At 48.9% G+C, this 16,513-nt stretch carries 15 protein-coding genes and 5 tRNA genes; 3 read left to right on the forward strand and 17 right to left on the reverse strand.

Annotation, left to right across the window (positions count from 1 at the left end; all coding sequences use genetic code 11):
• Window positions 1-28: 28 nt before the first annotated feature.
• Window positions 29-4,267 carry a DNA-directed RNA polymerase subunit beta gene (gene rpoB, locus ACZ520_RS14145; protein ID WP_232469147.1) on the reverse strand — a complete coding sequence of 1,413 codons (4,239 nt, stop codon included), beginning with the start codon at window positions 4,265-4,267 and terminating at the stop codon, window positions 29-31.
• A 233-nt stretch (window positions 4,268-4,500) separates the two neighbouring features.
• Here rpoB and ACZ520_RS14150 point away from each other — a divergent pair, with 233 nt between their 5' ends.
• A complete protein-coding gene (locus ACZ520_RS14150; protein WP_464126180.1) occupies window positions 4,501-5,256 on the forward strand; it encodes a hypothetical protein in 756 nt (251 codons plus the stop codon).
• 313 nt (window positions 5,257-5,569) lie between these two features.
• Here the strand turns inward: ACZ520_RS14150 and rplL are convergent, their stop codons facing one another.
• The 14 genes from rplL to pyrF form a co-directional block, all read right to left on the reverse strand.
• A complete protein-coding gene (rplL, locus tag ACZ520_RS14155) occupies window positions 5,570-5,938 on the reverse strand; it encodes a 50S ribosomal protein L7/L12 (RefSeq protein ID WP_011165361.1) in 369 nt (122 codons plus the stop codon).
• Between the two features lie 83 nt (window positions 5,939-6,021).
• The gene (rplJ, locus tag ACZ520_RS14160) at window positions 6,022-6,552 is read right to left on the reverse strand and encodes a 50S ribosomal protein L10 (protein ID WP_226988014.1); all 531 of its coding nucleotides are present in this window, start codon (window positions 6,550-6,552) and stop codon (window positions 6,022-6,024) included.
• A gap of 236 nt (window positions 6,553-6,788) precedes the next feature.
• On the reverse strand, window positions 6,789-7,493 hold the full coding sequence (rplA, locus tag ACZ520_RS14165) for a 50S ribosomal protein L1 (protein ID WP_011165363.1): 705 nt from the start codon (window positions 7,491-7,493) through the stop codon (window positions 6,789-6,791).
• Between the two features lie 12 nt (window positions 7,494-7,505).
• Window positions 7,506-7,928 (reverse strand): 50S ribosomal protein L11, encoded by a 423-nt coding sequence (gene rplK / locus ACZ520_RS14170; protein ID WP_038448239.1) that lies wholly within the window; start codon window positions 7,926-7,928, stop codon window positions 7,506-7,508.
• A 62-nt stretch (window positions 7,929-7,990) separates the two neighbouring features.
• Window positions 7,991-8,524: a transcription termination/antitermination protein NusG gene (nusG, locus tag ACZ520_RS14175; RefSeq protein WP_088564462.1), complete on the reverse strand. Its 534-nt coding sequence runs from the start codon at window positions 8,522-8,524 to the stop codon at window positions 7,991-7,993.
• Window positions 8,525-8,534: 10 nt separating this feature from the next.
• A complete protein-coding gene (gene secE, locus ACZ520_RS14180) occupies window positions 8,535-8,912 on the reverse strand; it encodes a preprotein translocase subunit SecE (RefSeq protein WP_088564461.1) in 378 nt (125 codons plus the stop codon).
• Window positions 8,913-8,944: 32 nt separating this feature from the next.
• A tRNA-Trp gene (locus tag ACZ520_RS14185) sits at window positions 8,945-9,020 on the reverse strand.
• A gap of 243 nt (window positions 9,021-9,263) precedes the next feature.
• Window positions 9,264-10,454 carry an elongation factor Tu gene (gene tuf, locus ACZ520_RS14190; protein ID WP_015092020.1) on the reverse strand — a complete coding sequence of 397 codons (1,191 nt, stop codon included), beginning with the start codon at window positions 10,452-10,454 and terminating at the stop codon, window positions 9,264-9,266.
• Window positions 10,455-10,513: 59 nt separating this feature from the next.
• Window positions 10,514-10,588, reverse strand: a tRNA-Thr gene (locus ACZ520_RS14195).
• Between the two features lie 15 nt (window positions 10,589-10,603).
• Window positions 10,604-10,680: transfer RNA gene (locus tag ACZ520_RS14200), tRNA-Gly, on the reverse strand.
• A gap of 72 nt (window positions 10,681-10,752) precedes the next feature.
• Window positions 10,753-10,838 (reverse strand) — tRNA-Tyr (locus tag ACZ520_RS14205).
• Window positions 10,839-10,865: 27 nt separating this feature from the next.
• Window positions 10,866-10,941 (reverse strand) — tRNA-Thr (locus tag ACZ520_RS14210).
• A gap of 67 nt (window positions 10,942-11,008) precedes the next feature.
• A complete protein-coding gene (locus ACZ520_RS14215) occupies window positions 11,009-11,899 on the reverse strand; it encodes a TrmH family RNA methyltransferase (RefSeq protein ID WP_374030979.1) in 891 nt (296 codons plus the stop codon).
• A complete protein-coding gene (gene pyrF / locus ACZ520_RS14220) occupies window positions 11,886-12,605 on the reverse strand; it encodes an orotidine-5'-phosphate decarboxylase (protein ID WP_088564459.1) in 720 nt (239 codons plus the stop codon). Before pyrF ends, ACZ520_RS14215 begins: the two co-directional genes overlap by 14 nt.
• A 147-nt stretch (window positions 12,606-12,752) precedes the next feature.
• On the opposite strand from pyrF, the gene ACZ520_RS14225 reads away from it, so the two are divergent.
• Window positions 12,753-12,992: a hypothetical protein gene (locus tag ACZ520_RS14225; protein WP_011165370.1), complete on the forward strand. Its 240-nt coding sequence runs from the start codon at window positions 12,753-12,755 to the stop codon at window positions 12,990-12,992.
• Between the two features lie 116 nt (window positions 12,993-13,108).
• Entirely contained in the window at window positions 13,109-15,040 is a 1,932-nt protein-coding gene (locus tag ACZ520_RS14230) for an acetyl-CoA hydrolase/transferase C-terminal domain-containing protein (protein ID WP_464126186.1), read from the forward strand.
• On the opposite strand, the gene ACZ520_RS14235 is transcribed toward ACZ520_RS14230, so the two are convergent.
• A complete protein-coding gene (locus ACZ520_RS14235) occupies window positions 15,009-15,446 on the reverse strand; it encodes a methyl-accepting chemotaxis protein (RefSeq protein WP_088564457.1) in 438 nt (145 codons plus the stop codon). The genes ACZ520_RS14230 and ACZ520_RS14235 overlap by 32 nt on opposite strands.
• A gap of 102 nt (window positions 15,447-15,548) precedes the next feature.
• Window positions 15,549-16,406 carry an alpha/beta hydrolase-fold protein gene (locus ACZ520_RS14240; RefSeq protein ID WP_416480128.1) on the reverse strand — a complete coding sequence of 286 codons (858 nt, stop codon included), beginning with the start codon at window positions 16,404-16,406 and terminating at the stop codon, window positions 15,549-15,551.
• Window positions 16,407-16,513: the final 107 nt, after the last annotated feature.

Below are 16,513 nucleotides of genomic sequence, written 5' to 3' on the forward strand. Positions count from 1 at the left end.
GAACACCCCTGTTGTTAAATTATTAAACTTAGTGCTGCTCTGGTTCGTCTTTAGACGCAACCGGCGCAACTGGTTCTACCTCGATCACTTCTTCGTCACCAAAATCTTCATCCTGGTCACGTAGAATGTCAGACTCCATCAGCTCCACGTTCAGTGCCAGAGATTGAAGCTCTTTCACCAATACGTTGAAGGATTCAGGCAAGCCTGGCTCAAGGATGTTTTCACCCTTCACGATGCTCTCGTACATACGAGTTCTACCTGCAACGTCATCTGACTTAACAGTCAGGAACTCTTGCAGAGAGTATGCAGCACCGTATGCTTCGATCGCCCAAACCTCCATCTCCCCGAGACGCTGACCACCGAACTGAGCTTTACCGCCCAGAGGCTGTTGAGAAACGAGTGAGTAAGGTCCGATAGAACGAGCGTGGATCTTCTCTTCCACCAAGTGGTGAAGTTTCAGCATGTACATGATGCCGACAGTTACCGGATTCGTGAACGGCTCCCCTGTACGACCGTCGAATAGAACGGACTTACCGGAAGAAGGCACTTGCGCTTTTGCAAGCAAACCTTTCACGTCAGATTCACGGGCACCATCAAACACCGGCGTACCCACGTGGATACCGTGTTTCATGCGCTGAACCATGGACTTCAATGAAGCATCGTCTGCTTTATCAAGTTTCGCGGAGATATCAGAGTCGCTGAAGATGTCTTTCATCTCTGTGCGAGCGTTCTCTGCATTCCACTTCTCAAGATGAGCACCCAGTTGTTTACCAAGGTTGTGCGCTGCCCAACCCAAGTGAACCTCAAGGATCTGACCGATATTCATACGAGAAGGAACCCCTAGTGGGTTCAGAACCATGTCTACTGGAGTACCGTCAGCAAGGTAAGGCATGTCTTCCGCAGGCAATACTTTGGAGACAACACCCTTATTTCCGTGACGACCGGCGAATTTGTCACCGACTTGCATTTTACGTTTGATAGCAACGTAAACTTTAACCATTTTGATCACGCCCGGAGGCAATTCGTCACCTTTACGAAGACGATCGATCTTTTCGTTGAACACAAGTTTAACTGCATCCAACTGGTTACGAGCATTGTCGATGATTTTGTTCACCTGGAACTCAAGGTCTTGTTCAAGAGGGATGTAGTTCAACAATTCGAATGGAACTGTCTCTAGATCCGCCTCAGTGATCTCTTGACCTTTGTTCAACAACTTCTGAGAACCGTCTTCATTCAGAAGAACGCCCGTAGTGATTTTACCCACCAGGATGTCACGAAGTTTGGAGATAGCGTTATTTTTGATAACGTTCTGCTCAACCGCCAAGTCTTTTTCAAGCTTGCGTTTTTTCTCTTCGATGATCAGGGACAAACGCTCATCGCGGTCTGCGCCTTCACGAGAGTAAACTTGAGCATCGATAACAGTTCCGTACACGCCGGATGGCGCACGCAGAGACGTATCACGAACGTCGCCGGCTTTTTCACCGAAGATCGCTCTCAAAAGTTTTTCCTCAGGAGAAAGTTGAGTTTCACCTTTTGGAGTCACTTTACCAACCAGGATGAAGCCAGGGCGAACTTCCGCACCGATGCGGATGATACCAGAGCTGTCCAGGTCTTTAAGAGCTTCTTCACCAACGTTGGCGATATCGCGAGTGATCTCTTCCTTACCAAGTTTTGTGTCACGAGCCACGCACTCGAATTCTTCGATGTGGATGGAAGTGTAAACGTCGTCTTTCAACAGACGCTCAGAAATAAGGATGGAGTCCTCGAAGTTGTAACCTTGCCATGGGGTGAACGCCACAAGGATGTTCTGACCCAATGCCAATTCACCAAGTTCAGTGGAAGGTCCGTCAGCGATGATGTCGCCTTTAGAGATCTTGTCACCAACAGTAACGATTGGTTTTTGGTTGAAGCACGTATTTTGATTCGTACGCTGATACTTCGTCAGGTTGTAGATGTCCACGTTCGCACCCAGCTCGCCGCCTTTGGCGAAACGACGGATAACGATACGGGAAGCATCAACTTCCTCAACGATACCATCGTTTTGAGCAACGATGGAAGTACCGGAGTCACGAGCAACCAAACGCTCTACGCCCGTACCAACAAGTGGCGCGCGAGAACGAAGCAGTGGAACCGCTTGACGTTGCATGTTCGATCCCATCAAGGCACGGTTGGCGTCATCGTGCTCAAGGAATGGAATCAGGGAAGCTGCGATGGAAACCAACTGAGATGGAGAAACGTCCATCAGAGCAACTTTATCCTTGTCCACGATCTCATACTCACCGTCACGACGAGTGATGGTGGTCGCAGTCTGGATGGCTTTGTTTCCAGCTTCGTCACGAGCCGCAGGAGCGATGTGGTGACCAGCTTCTTCCAATGCAGAAAGATAGTTGATGTCTTTGGAAACCTGACCCGCTTCAACTTTACGGTATGGAGTCTCGATGAAACCATAGTTGTTGATACGAGCGTAAGTTGCCAAAGAGGCGATCAAACCGATGTTTGGACCCTCTGGAGTTTCGATAGGACAGATACGTCCGTAGTGCGTAGGGTGTACGTCACGTACTTCGAAACCAGCGCGGTCACGAGTCAAACCACCAGGCCCAAGAGCAGACAAACGACGTTTGTGCGTGATCTCGGAAAGTGGGTTCGTCTGATCCATGAACTGAGACAACTGGGAAGAACCGAAGAATTCTTTTACTACGGCATTCACAGGTTTCGCGTTCACAAGATCGTGAGGCATCATTGTTTCAACGTCCTGAAGGGACATACGTTCACGGATAGCGCGCTCCATACGAACCAAACCGATACGGTATTGGTTTTCAAGCAACTCACCCACAGAACGAACACGACGGTTACCCAAGTGATCGATATCGTCGATAACACCACGACCATTTTTCAGATCGATCAAAGTTTTGATGGTGCTCAGGATATCCTTGTGAGTCAGTGTTCTGTGAGACGGTGGGCACTCGTCCATGGAGATACCGAATCTGTGATTGATCTTGATACGACCAACTTCAGAAAGGTCATAAGTCTCTGGATCGAAGAACAAACGGCCGAAGAATGTCGTAGCCGCTTCCAGAGTTGGAGGCTCACCAGGACGAAGACGTTTGTAGATCTCAACCAAAGATTCTTCTTTGTTGGAAACTTTATCAACCAACAGGGTGTTGCGCAGGTAAGGACCCACAGTCAAACCGTCGAAGAAGATCATGAAGAAGCTTTCGATGCCAGCTTCGATGGAACGCTTGATGATCGCAGAGTTCAACTCCGCATTCGCATCAGCGATGATCTCACCAGTGGATTCATCGATCAGAGGCTTCGCAAGAACTTTGCCTTCAAGATCTTCCGGCTGAACTTCAAGCTCAGTGATATCAAGATCTTTGATTTTCTTAACGATCGCACGAGTGATACGACGACCCGCTTTTACCAGCGCTTCGCCGGATTTTGGATCAACGATATCAGTCAATGCTCTTTGACCGGACATACGCTCGATATCCAACTTACGGAAGAGCTTGCCGCCCTTAACGTAAACTTCATCAAGATCGTAGAAGTATTCCAGTAGCTGCTCAGAGTTGTAGCCCAAAGCTTTAAGAAGGATTGTCACTGGGAACTTACGACGACGGTCGATACGTACGTGGATAAGGTCTTTTTGGTCAAACTCAGCATCCAACCATGAACCACGATAAGGGATCACGCGTGCAGAGTAGATCAGTTTACCGGAAGCATTGTTTTTACCACCGTCGTGATCGAAGAACACGCCCGGAGATCTGTGCAACTGGGAAACAACAACGCGCTCAGTACCGTTGATGATGAAAGAACCGTTGGCAGTCATCAATGGGATTTCGCCCAGATAAACTTCCTGTTCTTTCACGTCACGGATAGAACGTGCTTCAGTTTCTTCATCAACATCGAAAACGATCAGACGAAGAGTCACCTTGATCGGAGCAGCGAAAGTCATACCACGCTGACGGCACTCGTCCACGTCGTACTTAGCTGGCTCTAGAGTGTATGATACGAACTCAAGGCTTGCTGTATTGTTGAAATCTGTGATTGGGAAAACAGATTTGAAAACGCCATTAAGACCAGCATCGCCGCGACGATCTGGATCCATATCTTTTTGAATGAAAGCTTCGTAAGAAGATTTCTGCAACTCAATCAGATTTGGGATATCAATGACTTGCTTATTTTTCGCGAATGACTTTCTAACTCGAATGTTAGAAGCCGTAACTGGAGTTTTTTCCAATGTACTCTCCGTGATAAGAAAATCGGACATTCGCTTCGGGGGGAATGTTCCAAGGCCCACATTAAATAAAAACGCAAGTATCTCAAACTACCCTAAGTTTTCAATAAAGCAAGTGATTCTAGAGGTTTTTGATGCCTTTCCAAAAACTTCAGGCACTCCAAAAACAGGCGGTTATTGCGCCGTGTAAAGTCGAGTTTTGCAGCTAATCAGTAGCCCATAACAAGGACGCATCATAGGCTTAAAAAGTCGAAGGAAGGATCCCCATGTTTAGAGCGTTGTTCGCCTTAAGTTTGCTTATTTTATCAGCATGCTCACATTCCATCAGCATGCGCGCCTCCCATTTCAACATGCCGGTAGTCTCCAACGAACAGTGGCAAGGGCACGCCGCCGTGGTCATGGCCTCTGAAACCCGGGTGACCCTGGTTAACGATATCAACTCGAACCCACCCTTGCGCGACAAGGTTCTGATCAACAGCGATATTGACGCCAGCGACTTCGTGGCGGGCGCAAACAACATCGGATTCGACGCAAGCGTGAGTGTTTTCAAAGGGATAGAAGTCTATCTGGAAAACTTCCTATGGGGCGTAAGATTCCAGTTCCTGAACCACGGAACCCAAAACCGAGTGTGGGTCGGCTCTTTGATGGGCGCCTACGGAACAAAAAGTGAAACCACAACCGACGCATTTTACCTGGGGAACAACACCACCGACGCCAAAGCCAAGTCGGACATCACCACCTCCCAAGCCGGCGTCAGCCTAGGGTACAAATACGAGTACCTGGTCCCCTACTTTTCCTACATCTACGAAGCCCACAAAGTTAAAACCAGCATCACCAGCACCAACGGAACTTTCGGCCCCTACAACGACGAAGGAAATCACAGCTATTACTCGCTGGGCCTAAGCACCCATCAAAAAGGCCTTAGAGCCGCCATCGAATACAGCCACATAGACATCAAATGGGACAGATCCGACCGAGAAACCCAAGAAGCCTTCGGCGTAAAACTAGGCTTCTCCTGGTAAAAAAGTCCAAAGCACCCAACAAAGGGGCTTTTTCGCATTTTGGCCACCGCAACCCCCGTTAGGATTGGGCTGGGGGCTTAGGGATGCAAAACCTGAGTTCCACAGCGCCCGAAAATCCAATCAAGCACTCAGAAAACTAAAAATAAAATACTACCGCAAAACAAAAAGCCTCACCGCGCGAGGACTGTCCGAAAGGTTTTGCATCCCTAAGCCCCCAGCCCAATCCCAACGAAGGGTAAAGCGAGGGCCAAAATGCAAAAAGCCCCGTGTTTCCACGAGGCTTTCGGCATTAGTATAAACTAAGTGGCAGAAATTACTTAACAGTAACTTTCGCGCCCGCAGCTTCAAGAGCTTTCTTGATTTTTTCTGCGTCTTCTTTAGTAGCGCCTTCTTTAACAGCTTTGTTACCAGCTTCAACAAGGGCTTTAGCTTCAGCAAGACCCAAACCAGTCAAGCCACGAACTTCTTTAATAACGTTGATTTTGTTGGCGCCAGCGTCAACAAGGATAACGTCGAAAGCAGTTTTTTCTTCAACAGCAGCAGCAGGACCTGCAGCAGCAGCAGCAACTGGAGCAGCAGCGGAAACGCCCCATTTTTCTTCCAAAGTTTTTACTAGTTCTGCGATTTCTAGAACAGTTTTCGCAGACAACGCTTCAACGATTTGATCGTTAGTCAGAGACATTTTATCCTCCAGGGATATAAAAAAATTATTTAAAAATTCAAATATTCAGCACCATCAGTCCCGAACCTTCGGGATTCAAGCAATTACGCTTGTGGAGCTTCTTCAGTACCAGCAGCTGCGCCGCCGCCCATTTTCTCAGCGTAAGCGTTAAGACATCTAGCAAGTGCAGAACCTGCACCCAACAATGTACCCAACAACATAGCGCGAAGCTGGTCTTTGCCCGGAAGTGTCGCCAAGAATTTAATCTTAGCATCATCCAAAGCAGCGCCGTCCATAACACCGGACTTGATTTGAAGAACTTCTACGTCCTTAGCGAAATCAGCCAATGCTTTTGCAGTCGCGTTCACTTCACCGTAAGAGAATACGATGGCGTTAGTACCTTTCATTGAATTAGCAAATGCTGTTTCAATAGCTGGGTGATCTTTGAACGCTCTTTTTGCAAGAGTATTACGAACAACTTTCATCTCAGAATCAGCAGCATTCAATTTTTTACGCAAGTTAGTTACTTGCTCAACCTTGATGCCTTTGAAGTCGACGATGAAAGCTCCCTTAGCCTTTCCGAATTTCTCCGTGATTAGCTTAATCTCCTGCTCTTTATCTGCGCGAGTGATCATATGTGAGCCTCCTTTCATTAGACTTTTTGCCCTTCTTTCGAAGGGGCCTGTGCGAATCAGGTCGGTTTGGAGGTCGCATGGAACCTTTTTGCCTTATCTCGGTAGGCCCCCCACAAACGAGGGATTACATCCACTGAAAGAAACCTACTGTCTCTGATCGCAATAATTTTATGAACTAATACAAAATAACCAGATAAAAAACAAGGCCCTGAGCACGCTCAGAGCCTTAAAATTTACTAGTTAGCACCAGTTGCAGCAGCAGCTGCATTTGGCTCGATCTTAACGCCTGGGCCCATAGTGGACGCTACAGCGATAGAACGAAGGTAGATACCTTTGGAAGATGCTGGTTTAGCCTTAACGATAGCTCCCAACAAAGTCATGAAGTTATCTTTAAGTTTAGCATCGCCCATGGATTTCTTACCGATACCAGCGTGTACGATACCTGCTTTATCAACGCGGAAGTCCAACTTACCTTTTTTCTCGGCAGTTACAGCTTCACCAACGTTCATAGTTACAGTACCGATTTTTGGATTCGGCATCAAACCACGAGGCCCCAGGATCTTAGCAACTTTAGAAACAGTCGCCATCATGTCCGGAGTCGCGATACATTTATCGAAATCCAACCAGCCGCCCTGGATTTTAGCTACCAGGTCGTCTGCGCCTACGAAGTCAGCGCCAGCCGCTTTCGCTTCAGCTTCTTTCGGGCCTTTTGCGAAAACAACAACTTTAACTTCTTTGCCCAAACCGTGAGGAAGAGCGATAGCTCCACGCACTTGTTGGTCAGATTGCTTAGGGTCGATACCCAAGCGCAATGCTACGTCGATAGATTCATCAAATTTAGCTGGAGCTGTTTCAACAACCAGTTTGAATGCTTCTTCAACAGTGTACTTTTTTGCAGAATCAACTTTTTTAGCGACCGCTGCGAATTTTTTGCCTGCCATCTATTACCACCCTTACGCGATGTCGATGCCCATGCTCTTAGCTGTACCAGCAACTTGTGACATTGCGGATTCAACTTTCAAGCAGTTCAAGTCAGGCAATTTCGTTGTAGCGATTTGCTTGATTTGATCGTTATTGATTTTGCCAACTTTGTCTTTTTGAGGCTGTTTGGAACCGGATTCCAGTTTCAACGCCTTTTTGATCAAAGAAGACACCGGTGGTGTTTTTGTGATGAAAGTAAACGATCTGTCTTGGTAAACAGTGATGATGATAGGGATGATGCTATCACCCAACGCTTGTGTACGAGCGTTGAACTGCTTACAGAATTCCATGATGTTTACCCCATGCTGTCCGAGCGCCGGTCCAACGGGTGGAGCTGGATTAGCTTTCCCTGCCGGTATCTGCAGCTTGATCATTCCTGTAACTTTTTTTGCCATGACCCACTCCTGCAAGAGGTTGTGTTAATTAAAATCCATCGGCCGCCCTATGCGGCTTCTGGTTATGGTTTTTCTACTTGAATGTAGTCCAACTCAACTGGAGTCGGACGACCGAAGATGCTCACAAGAACTTTAAGCTTCGCTTTGTCCTCGTTCACTTCTTCTACAGTTCCCTGGAAGTTGGAGAATGGACCGTCGATAACAGTCACGTTCTCACCTACAGCGAACTTCACTTTCGGTCTTGGTTTTTCAGCAACGCCAGCCATTTGCTGGGTTACGCGAAGAACTTCAGCCTCCGGAACTTCCGGAGGACGGGTTTTAGTGCCGCCCACGAAGCCCGTGACTTTAGACGAATTACGTACCAAATGCCAAGTCTCATCATTCAAAAACATCTGAACGAAGATATAACCCGGGAAAAATTTACGTGATTTGGTCTGTTTTTGACCTTTTACCAGCTCCACTACGCTTTCCGCAGGGATCAGGATTTCGCCAAAGAATTCTTCCATTTTGGAAGATTTGATCTTTTCTTCGATGGCTTTTTTAGCTGTGTTTTCACAGCTGGTCTGAACGTTAACGATGTACCACTTTTTTTCCATGGTTCCGTCCTTACTTCATAAGAAAGTTGATTAAGAAGCCAGAGATCAGATCGAAGGAACTGATGATAACACTGGAGATAAGAACCATAACCACGCAAGCGATGGTCATAGCCGTTGTGTCCTTGCGGGAAGGCCAAACAACTTTACGGATCTCAGAAACAACCTCTTCACCCCAAGTGTGAACGCGTGGGTTGAACTGAAGAGCGGCAAACAACGCGAAACCTGCCAAAACAGGGATCCCGTGGCGAACCATATCAGAGTCAGCAGCACGAGCCACAACACCGAATGCGCCAGCGAATGCCTTGATTAGAAGAGAGACGGTCAAACCGACCAAGATACCTGCAAGTGCAAAGCTGATAGTCAAAATCTTAGAGTTGGCCTTTTCCATTATTCCTCATCCTAAAGTTATGGAGTCAAAATTGGCAGGGGCGGAGGGATTCGAACCCACGACCTAACGATTTGGAGTCGTTCGCTCTACCGCTGGAGCTACACCCCTGCACTTTTTCCTAATGACAACTGACCCATCGACTGCGTTGCTTCCTCGTCGGCGTACCCCGGTACGCTTTCCTCGGCGCGCCTTGCGCTGGATCATTTCTCATTAGGAAAAACCTATTGAGACTACAAAAACCTCAAAAAATAGACTTTTCAGACCTTTTTTTGAGAATGCCAAGAAACACCGAGGGGGACTCTTTTGTCAAGAAGTCCCCCGGGTGATTATTACTTAGCTTACGCTGCGTTATTACTCAAGGATTTCAGTAACAACACCAGCTCCAACTGTACGACCGCCTTCACGGATCGCGAAGCGAAGCTCTTTTTCCATAGCGATAGGAGCGATAAGTTCAACAGAAACTTCGATCTTATCACCAGGCATAACCATTTCAGTTCCAGCTTTCAAAGTACAAACGCCAGTAACGTCTGTAGTACGGAAGTAGAACTGAGGACGGTAACCGTTGAAGAATGGAGTGTGACGTCCGCCTTCTTCTTTAGTCAGGATGTACGCTTCAGCTTTGAACTTTTTGTGTGGTTTAACTGTACCTGGTTTAACAAGTACTTGGCCACGTTCAACGTCTTCTTTTTTAGTACCACGAAGAAGAACACCGCAGTTGTCCCCTGCTTGACCTTCGTCAAGAAGTTTACGGAACATCTCGATACCAGTTACAGTAGTTTTTTGAGTTGGGCGGATACCAACGATTTCGATCTCGTCACCAACTTTAACGATACCACGCTCTACACGGCCAGTAACAACTGTACCACGACCAGAGATAGAGAATACGTCCTCTACTGGCATCAAGAATGTTTTATCTACTGCACGAACTGGAGCTGGGATGTAAGTATCGCAAGCATCCATCAATTTCATGATAGCTGGACGACCGATTTCAGATTGATCGCCTTCAAGAGCTTTCAATGCGGAACCTTTAACAACTGGGATGTCATCGCCAGGGAATTCGTATTTAGACAGAAGTTCACGAACTTCAAGCTCAACTAGCTCAAGAAGTTCTTTATCGTCAACCATGTCAACTTTGTTCATGAATACAACTAGAGCAGGAACACCTACTTGACGTGCAAGAAGGATGTGCTCACGAGTTTGTGGCATTGGACCGTCAGCAGAAGAAACTACCAAGATAGCTCCGTCCATTTGAGCAGCACCAGTGATCATGTTTTTTACGTAGTCAGCGTGACCTGGGCAGTCAACGTGAGCGTAGTGACGGTTGTCAGTTTCGTACTCAACGTGAGTAGTGGAGATCGTGATACCACGAGCTTTCTCTTCTGGAGACTTATCGATTTGATCGTAAGCCATTGCTTGAGCTTTACCAGCTGCTGCAAGAGTAGTAGTGATAGCAGCAGTCAAAGTGGTTTTACCATGATCGACGTGACCGATAGTGCCGATATTTACGTGCGGTTTATTACGTGTAAATTTCTCTTTAGACATTATTCCTCCTGCAGAGATTTTTTATTTATCTTAACCTTAAAAATTAAAAGCCAATTAAGTGGAGCCCATGATCGGAGCCGAACCGACGACCTCACCCTTACCAAGGGTGTGCTCTACCACTGAGCTACATGGGCATTAGTTCTGAAATTTGGAGCGGGAAACGGGTCTCGAACCCGCAACCCTCTGCTTGGAAGGCAGATACTCTAGCCAATTGAGCTATTCCCGCCCTTTCAGAACGCCCGAAGAGAATTTCTTCTCTTCTGTTTCAAAACTTTTCCGGGAAAACATTCAAAAAAAATGGTGGGCAGGGAAGGATTCGAACCTTCGTAGACATAAGCCAACGGATTTACAGTCCGTCCCCTTTAGCCACTCGGGCACCTACCCACTTGTGAATGCTTACCCAGAAAAATTTGGAGCTGGTTATGGGACTCGAACCCGCAACCTGCTGATTACAAATCAGCTGCTCTACCAATTGAGCTAAACCAGCCTTACTGAGATAACCGAAATGTTGTACGGAGAAAAAGAACGTCCGTCAAAGATAATTATTCGACAGATTACGATTTTTTTCGATTTCCGCGCGGCGCATGCTGTCTAAGGGTCTCAGTTAATGCCATGGCTGTCGCCACAGAGGCATTATAACTCGCCGAAGAACTAGCTTGCGGTATGAACACCAATTCATCACAAAGGCGCTCCGTTGTCACTCTCATTCCTTTGTCTTCTGAACCAATTGCCCAAACCACCTTGTCCGGAAGCTCTAATTCGAAAATAGATCGCTTTCCACGCGGACTTAAACCATAGATCCAATAGCCCTGTTTTTTAAGTTCTTCCGCATAGTTAGCAAAGTTCGTAGTCTCTTCAACCGGAACATGCTCCACGCCCCCGCAAGCCACTTTATGTACAGTAGGCGTCAAACCCACCGCACGGTCTTCCGGAATCAGAACCCCTTGCGCCCCCACCAGCCAGGAGGTTCTGAGGATCGCTCCCAGATTATGAGGGTCTTCAATACCGTCCAGAATCAGAACCATGGATTTATCCAGGCCTTCCAGACTAGCCATATCAAATTCCGGAGCGCCATCGACAAAGATAGCGGCTCCCTGCTGGGACGGACCGAATTTTTCCAGCGCAGCTTCGGCCTTCAATTCAACTTTGATATGGTTTTTCATCGCCAGTTCGTTCATTTCACGCAGATCGCCTGAATTTTCAAAGCCCTGACGAATCCAGAAGCCCTTCACCTGCTTCGGACGCACTTTCAGCACCTCATTGATCGCATGCGTGCCGATCACCACACGCCAGTCGCGCGGAATCTGATTTTCACGAGGAGCATGAGCCTGGGGACGGCCCCCTTGCGGACGACCGCCTTGAGCACGGCCCTGCTGCGGGCGACCACCCTGCTGAGGACGTTGAGAGTTGTTTCTGCCAGACGGACGAGAGTTATTTTTCTTCATACATTGCCATCACAAAATCAGTGGCAGCTTCCTTGATGTTGGAAGCTTCCAGAATAGGGCGACCCACGACCAGCGCCGAAGCTCCTGCACGAAGAGCTTCTTTGGGTCCCATGATACGTTTTTGATCGCCGGAATCCTGCATACTAAAGCGAATTCCCGGAGTGACAAGGTAAAGATCGCGGTTTTGTAAAAGGTCCAATTCGTGAGGGGAACACACGACACCGGACAAACCCGAATCCTTCACCAAAGCCGCCAGCTCCGTCACGTGCTGGGCAATTGGTTGAGATTTCATATTCACCGGCAGCGAATTCTGATCCCAGGAAGTCAGAATCGTCACGGCCAGAATGCGGAACGGACGCTGCTGGTTCAGCTCTTTTTCCACCGCTGCCATGCGGGTCAGAGCCTCTTTGCCACTCAGGGCATGCACCGTCACCAGAGACGCCCCGGCCTCGAAACTGGCACGAACTGCGGCCTCCATCGTCGAGGGAATGTCGAAGTGTTTGTTATCCAGAAAAACCGGCGCTCTTTGCGCCATTTCCTTCACGAAATCCATTCCGTAACGCAGACACAGGCGCGGCCCCAGCTTGATGCCCCCGACGATATCTGAAACATCGTCGGCAATTTTCAGGGCTTTGTCGCGGGTATCCACATCCAGAGCCAGAATAATCGGATTTTTCATGGGGTGAGCACGCAGATTTTTGTTCATGGAAACTCCTGGGAAGACGAACCCATCATAAATGCAATCCCCGATTATGTAAAAATTATTCCTGCGGCATCAAAGATTGTCTTTCATGTCCTGCGTTAGTAGGTTCGCCCCGAAATCAGAATTCATTAACTCAAAAGGAGATTTATCATGAAAGCTCTTCTTATCGCATTGGCCATCGTTGGCGCTGCTTCCTCTTCCCAGGCTGCTCTTTCCTGCGGTCAATTGGTTTCCTACAAAGCCAAACTTGCTGAAGAAATGAACTGGATCCGCGAAAAAATGAGAAGCACAAGAAACTCTGACACTCTTGAGCTTTACATGGACCAGTACGAAGAGCTTTATGCCCGTTATCAAAACGCTGATAAAGCGATCAAAAACGAGTGCCAGTAATTCGTTAAAGAAACAAAGCAGGCTGCCCCGAAAAGGCAGCCTCTTTTTTTGCCGTTTAAAATACAAATTCGCCATTTAAGGCTTTGCACTTGGCAGCCCCGGGTTTTCAATAGGGTATGGACCAGAAACCCCGTCAGTTCCATTCATTTGAAACGGCTGTGGATGCGCTCCTGAACACTTTGGGGCCGGTTATCCGCGTGGCTGCTCCGCTGGGTCTTGGCAAACCCAATCAGTTGATCAATCTGCTGTACAACCGGGTCAAAGACCTGCCTGACCGCCGTCTGGAAATCTACACCGCTCTTTCACTGGATATTCCCTCTCCACAAAGCGATCTGGAACGACGATTCCTGTCCCCTTTTCTGGATCGTCACTTCGGACCTGATTATCCCGTATTTGAGTACCTGAAAGACCGTCGGCATGGCGAGCTTCCCGGCAATGTCCGCATTCATGAGTTTTACTTTCAGGCCGGCCAGGCCCTGCACGCGGAATCTGCGCAGCAGGATTACGTCAGCCTGAATTACACTCACGTGGCCTCGTACCTGGTCGAATGCAATATCGAAGTGGTGCTGCAACTGGTGGCCTGCCGCCAGACAGATCAGGGCCCGCGCTACAGCCTGAGCTGCAATCCCGATCTGACCCTGGATGTGATAGATCAATACCGCAAGGCCGGAAAAAAAATCCTGCTGCTGGGAGTGGTCCACCCCGAACTGCCTTTTCTGGGGACGGATGCCGAAGTCGGTCCCGATTACTTTGACATGATTGTCGAGGACCCCCGTCAACACCGCAAACTTTTTGCCCTGCCGCGGACGCCGGTGGACTGGACAGATCATCTGATCGGCTTTTTAGCCAGTCATCTGCTGGAAGATGACGGCACCCTGCAAATAGGTATCGGCTCTTTGTCAGAGGCACTGGTGTACTCTGCCTGTCTTCGTCATCAAAAAGGCCCGGATTATGAAGTGCTGTCGGAAAAATTCTGGCAACACCGCCGGCACGCACGTGAACTGCACCTGTATCGCACGCCCTTCGAAAAAGGCCTGTACGGCACCAGCGAAATGGTCATGGACGGTTTTATGAATCTGCGCAAAGCCGGGATTTTAAAACGTCAGGTGCAGGAGCCGGTTTCAAAACAAAAACGTTATCTGCATGGAGCTTTCTTTCTGGGATCCAGCGAACTGTACAAATGGTTGCGCCATCTGGAGGGCGAGGAATTTGACGGTCTGAACATTACCCGCGTGTCTATCGTCAATGATCTTTATGATGGCAACGAACTGGCCCTGCGACGTCAGCGGCGCAAAGCCCGGTTCTTTAACACCTGTATGAACGTAACCCTGCTGGGCTCGGCCGCTTCAGACACCCTGGAAAGCGGCACCGTCGTCAGTGGCGTCGGGGGACAGTATAACTTTGTGGCCATGGCCCACGAACTGGAAGGAGCCCATTCCGTGCTGATGCTGCGATCCACACGGCAGCACAAGGGCCGCCGTCATTCCAATATCCTGTGGTCCCACGGACAACTGACCATCCCCCGCCACCTGCGTGACATCGTGATCACTGAATACGGCATTGCTTACCTGCGCGGCAAGACCGACGAGGAGGTCATCAAAGAACTGCTGAACATCGCCGATTCTGAGTTTCAGGAGTCTTTGAAAATCAAAGCGCAGAAAGAAGGTAAACTTCGCTCCGACTATCAAATTCCGGAGTGGGCCCGTCACAACACACCCGCAGAACTTTTAAAACAGGCCCGGGAAGCAGGCTTTGACCGGCTGTTCCCGCCCTTTGCCTTTGGCAGTGACTTTACTTTGGATGAGGAGCTGCTGGCTTTGGCCCTGGGCGAACTGCGACAGGCGCAGGAGGAATCCCTGGGAAAACTTCTGGCACTGCTGAAAAAGGGATTTAAGGCAGACCCCCTGGAATATCAGGACTGCTTGAAAAGAATGGAACTGAATCGCCCCCGTGGCTTGAGGGAATGGCTCTTTCAAAAGCTGGTGCTGGGGGCCCTGGAACAAAGCAAGGGCCGCATCACTTCGGCTTTTTCTGCAGAACCACGTTGATGTCCTGGGCCAGATCCTGGAAATAATCATTTTCCCGCAGGTGAATCTCTACCGAATCAAGATTTTCATCCGCCATTCGTTTCACCGTGCGTTTGATATTAAAGAGCGGACCGACAATTCTGCGGGTCATGCGGTTGAAGTACCAAAAGCCCACCACCAACCCCAGCAACACCGGGATCAGCTGATAGACCAAAAACACAGTTTTATAGCGGGAGATAAATTCCTGCACCGACATCATTGAAAAGGCACCGGTCCCGGCCAATTCCTGAATTTTTCCAATGAACAACCAAGCGGCAAACATCTGCCCCAGAAAAAGCACGGCAACAAAGACACTGACATGCATGACTACATCAAACTGCACTTCGCGATTGACGATCAACTTGCGGCGCGGACGGAATGTTTTCATAGCCAAATTATATCCCAGCCCTGCGGGTTAAACTCGTTAAATGTCAGTATCCACCAGGGAACGTTTCTGATTGAGAAACGTCCAAAAGTTTTTCACTTCATTTCAGCGGGTGCGGCTCAGGAAAAACTGCGCCACAGCCTCACGGTTGTATTTGCAGTGCCCCCCCGCCAGGGGACTCCAGGTCGCGGACATTCCCACGGCTTGGGCGGCCTTTACAAATTCAGCCGATCCTTCCTGGAAGCCAAATTCATCCTGCAGCCCCGTGGAAACAAAGAACACCGGGCGGATCAGGCCCGAATACCGCGTCAGCAGATTGAAGGGATTGTGATTCTGCCAGTCGGCCTCGTCAGCAAAAACCTCGCGGGAAATTCCCAGCATCAAATTCACGCGCGACCGCAGCGCCTTGGTGCGAGCAATATATTTGTCGATATCAGCTTCAGAAGAATAAGGCCCGATCACGGTCAGGGCCGGGCACAACAAAGCCACTTTGGAAAAGGTCGCCGGCAACTGCAAAGAGGCCTGCGAAGCATTGAAGCCCCCCATGGATTCCCCCATCAACAGGCGGCGCCCGCTGCCCAGGCCTCCGACTTGACCTTCAAGAAAAGGCATCATCTCATTCTGAAAAACCGGCAGCAGAGGGAATTTCTGATTATTGACCAGCAGCCAGATTTCACCAAAAGAGATCGTGACCACCGACGGTTCATACCCCAACTGGGCCCAGCGCTTCAGCACCCACGAGGTGTCGCGACGCTGATCAAAAAACTGCCGGGCATTCCCCCACAATCCATGAAAGTAATAAACCACGTCCTGGGTTTTCTGACGATTGCCCGTGTGAACACAATAATTATAAGAATCGCCCAAAGAAGTCGTTTGAGTGCCACAGACCGGCTGCGCCCCCGCAAATCCATTTGAAGCAAACACCACCAAAGAAAACGCCAGCATCCCTACTGCGAATTTCATCAGTCACCTCCACACATCCCCAAGGCTCGCCGAATCGCAGCCAAAAGGCAACCCACGACCTCCACCCCAATTCCTGAACCTGCCCCCCAACACCAGACAAAGGAACA

This window comes from Bdellovibrio sp. BIS2 (assembly GCF_055398295.1).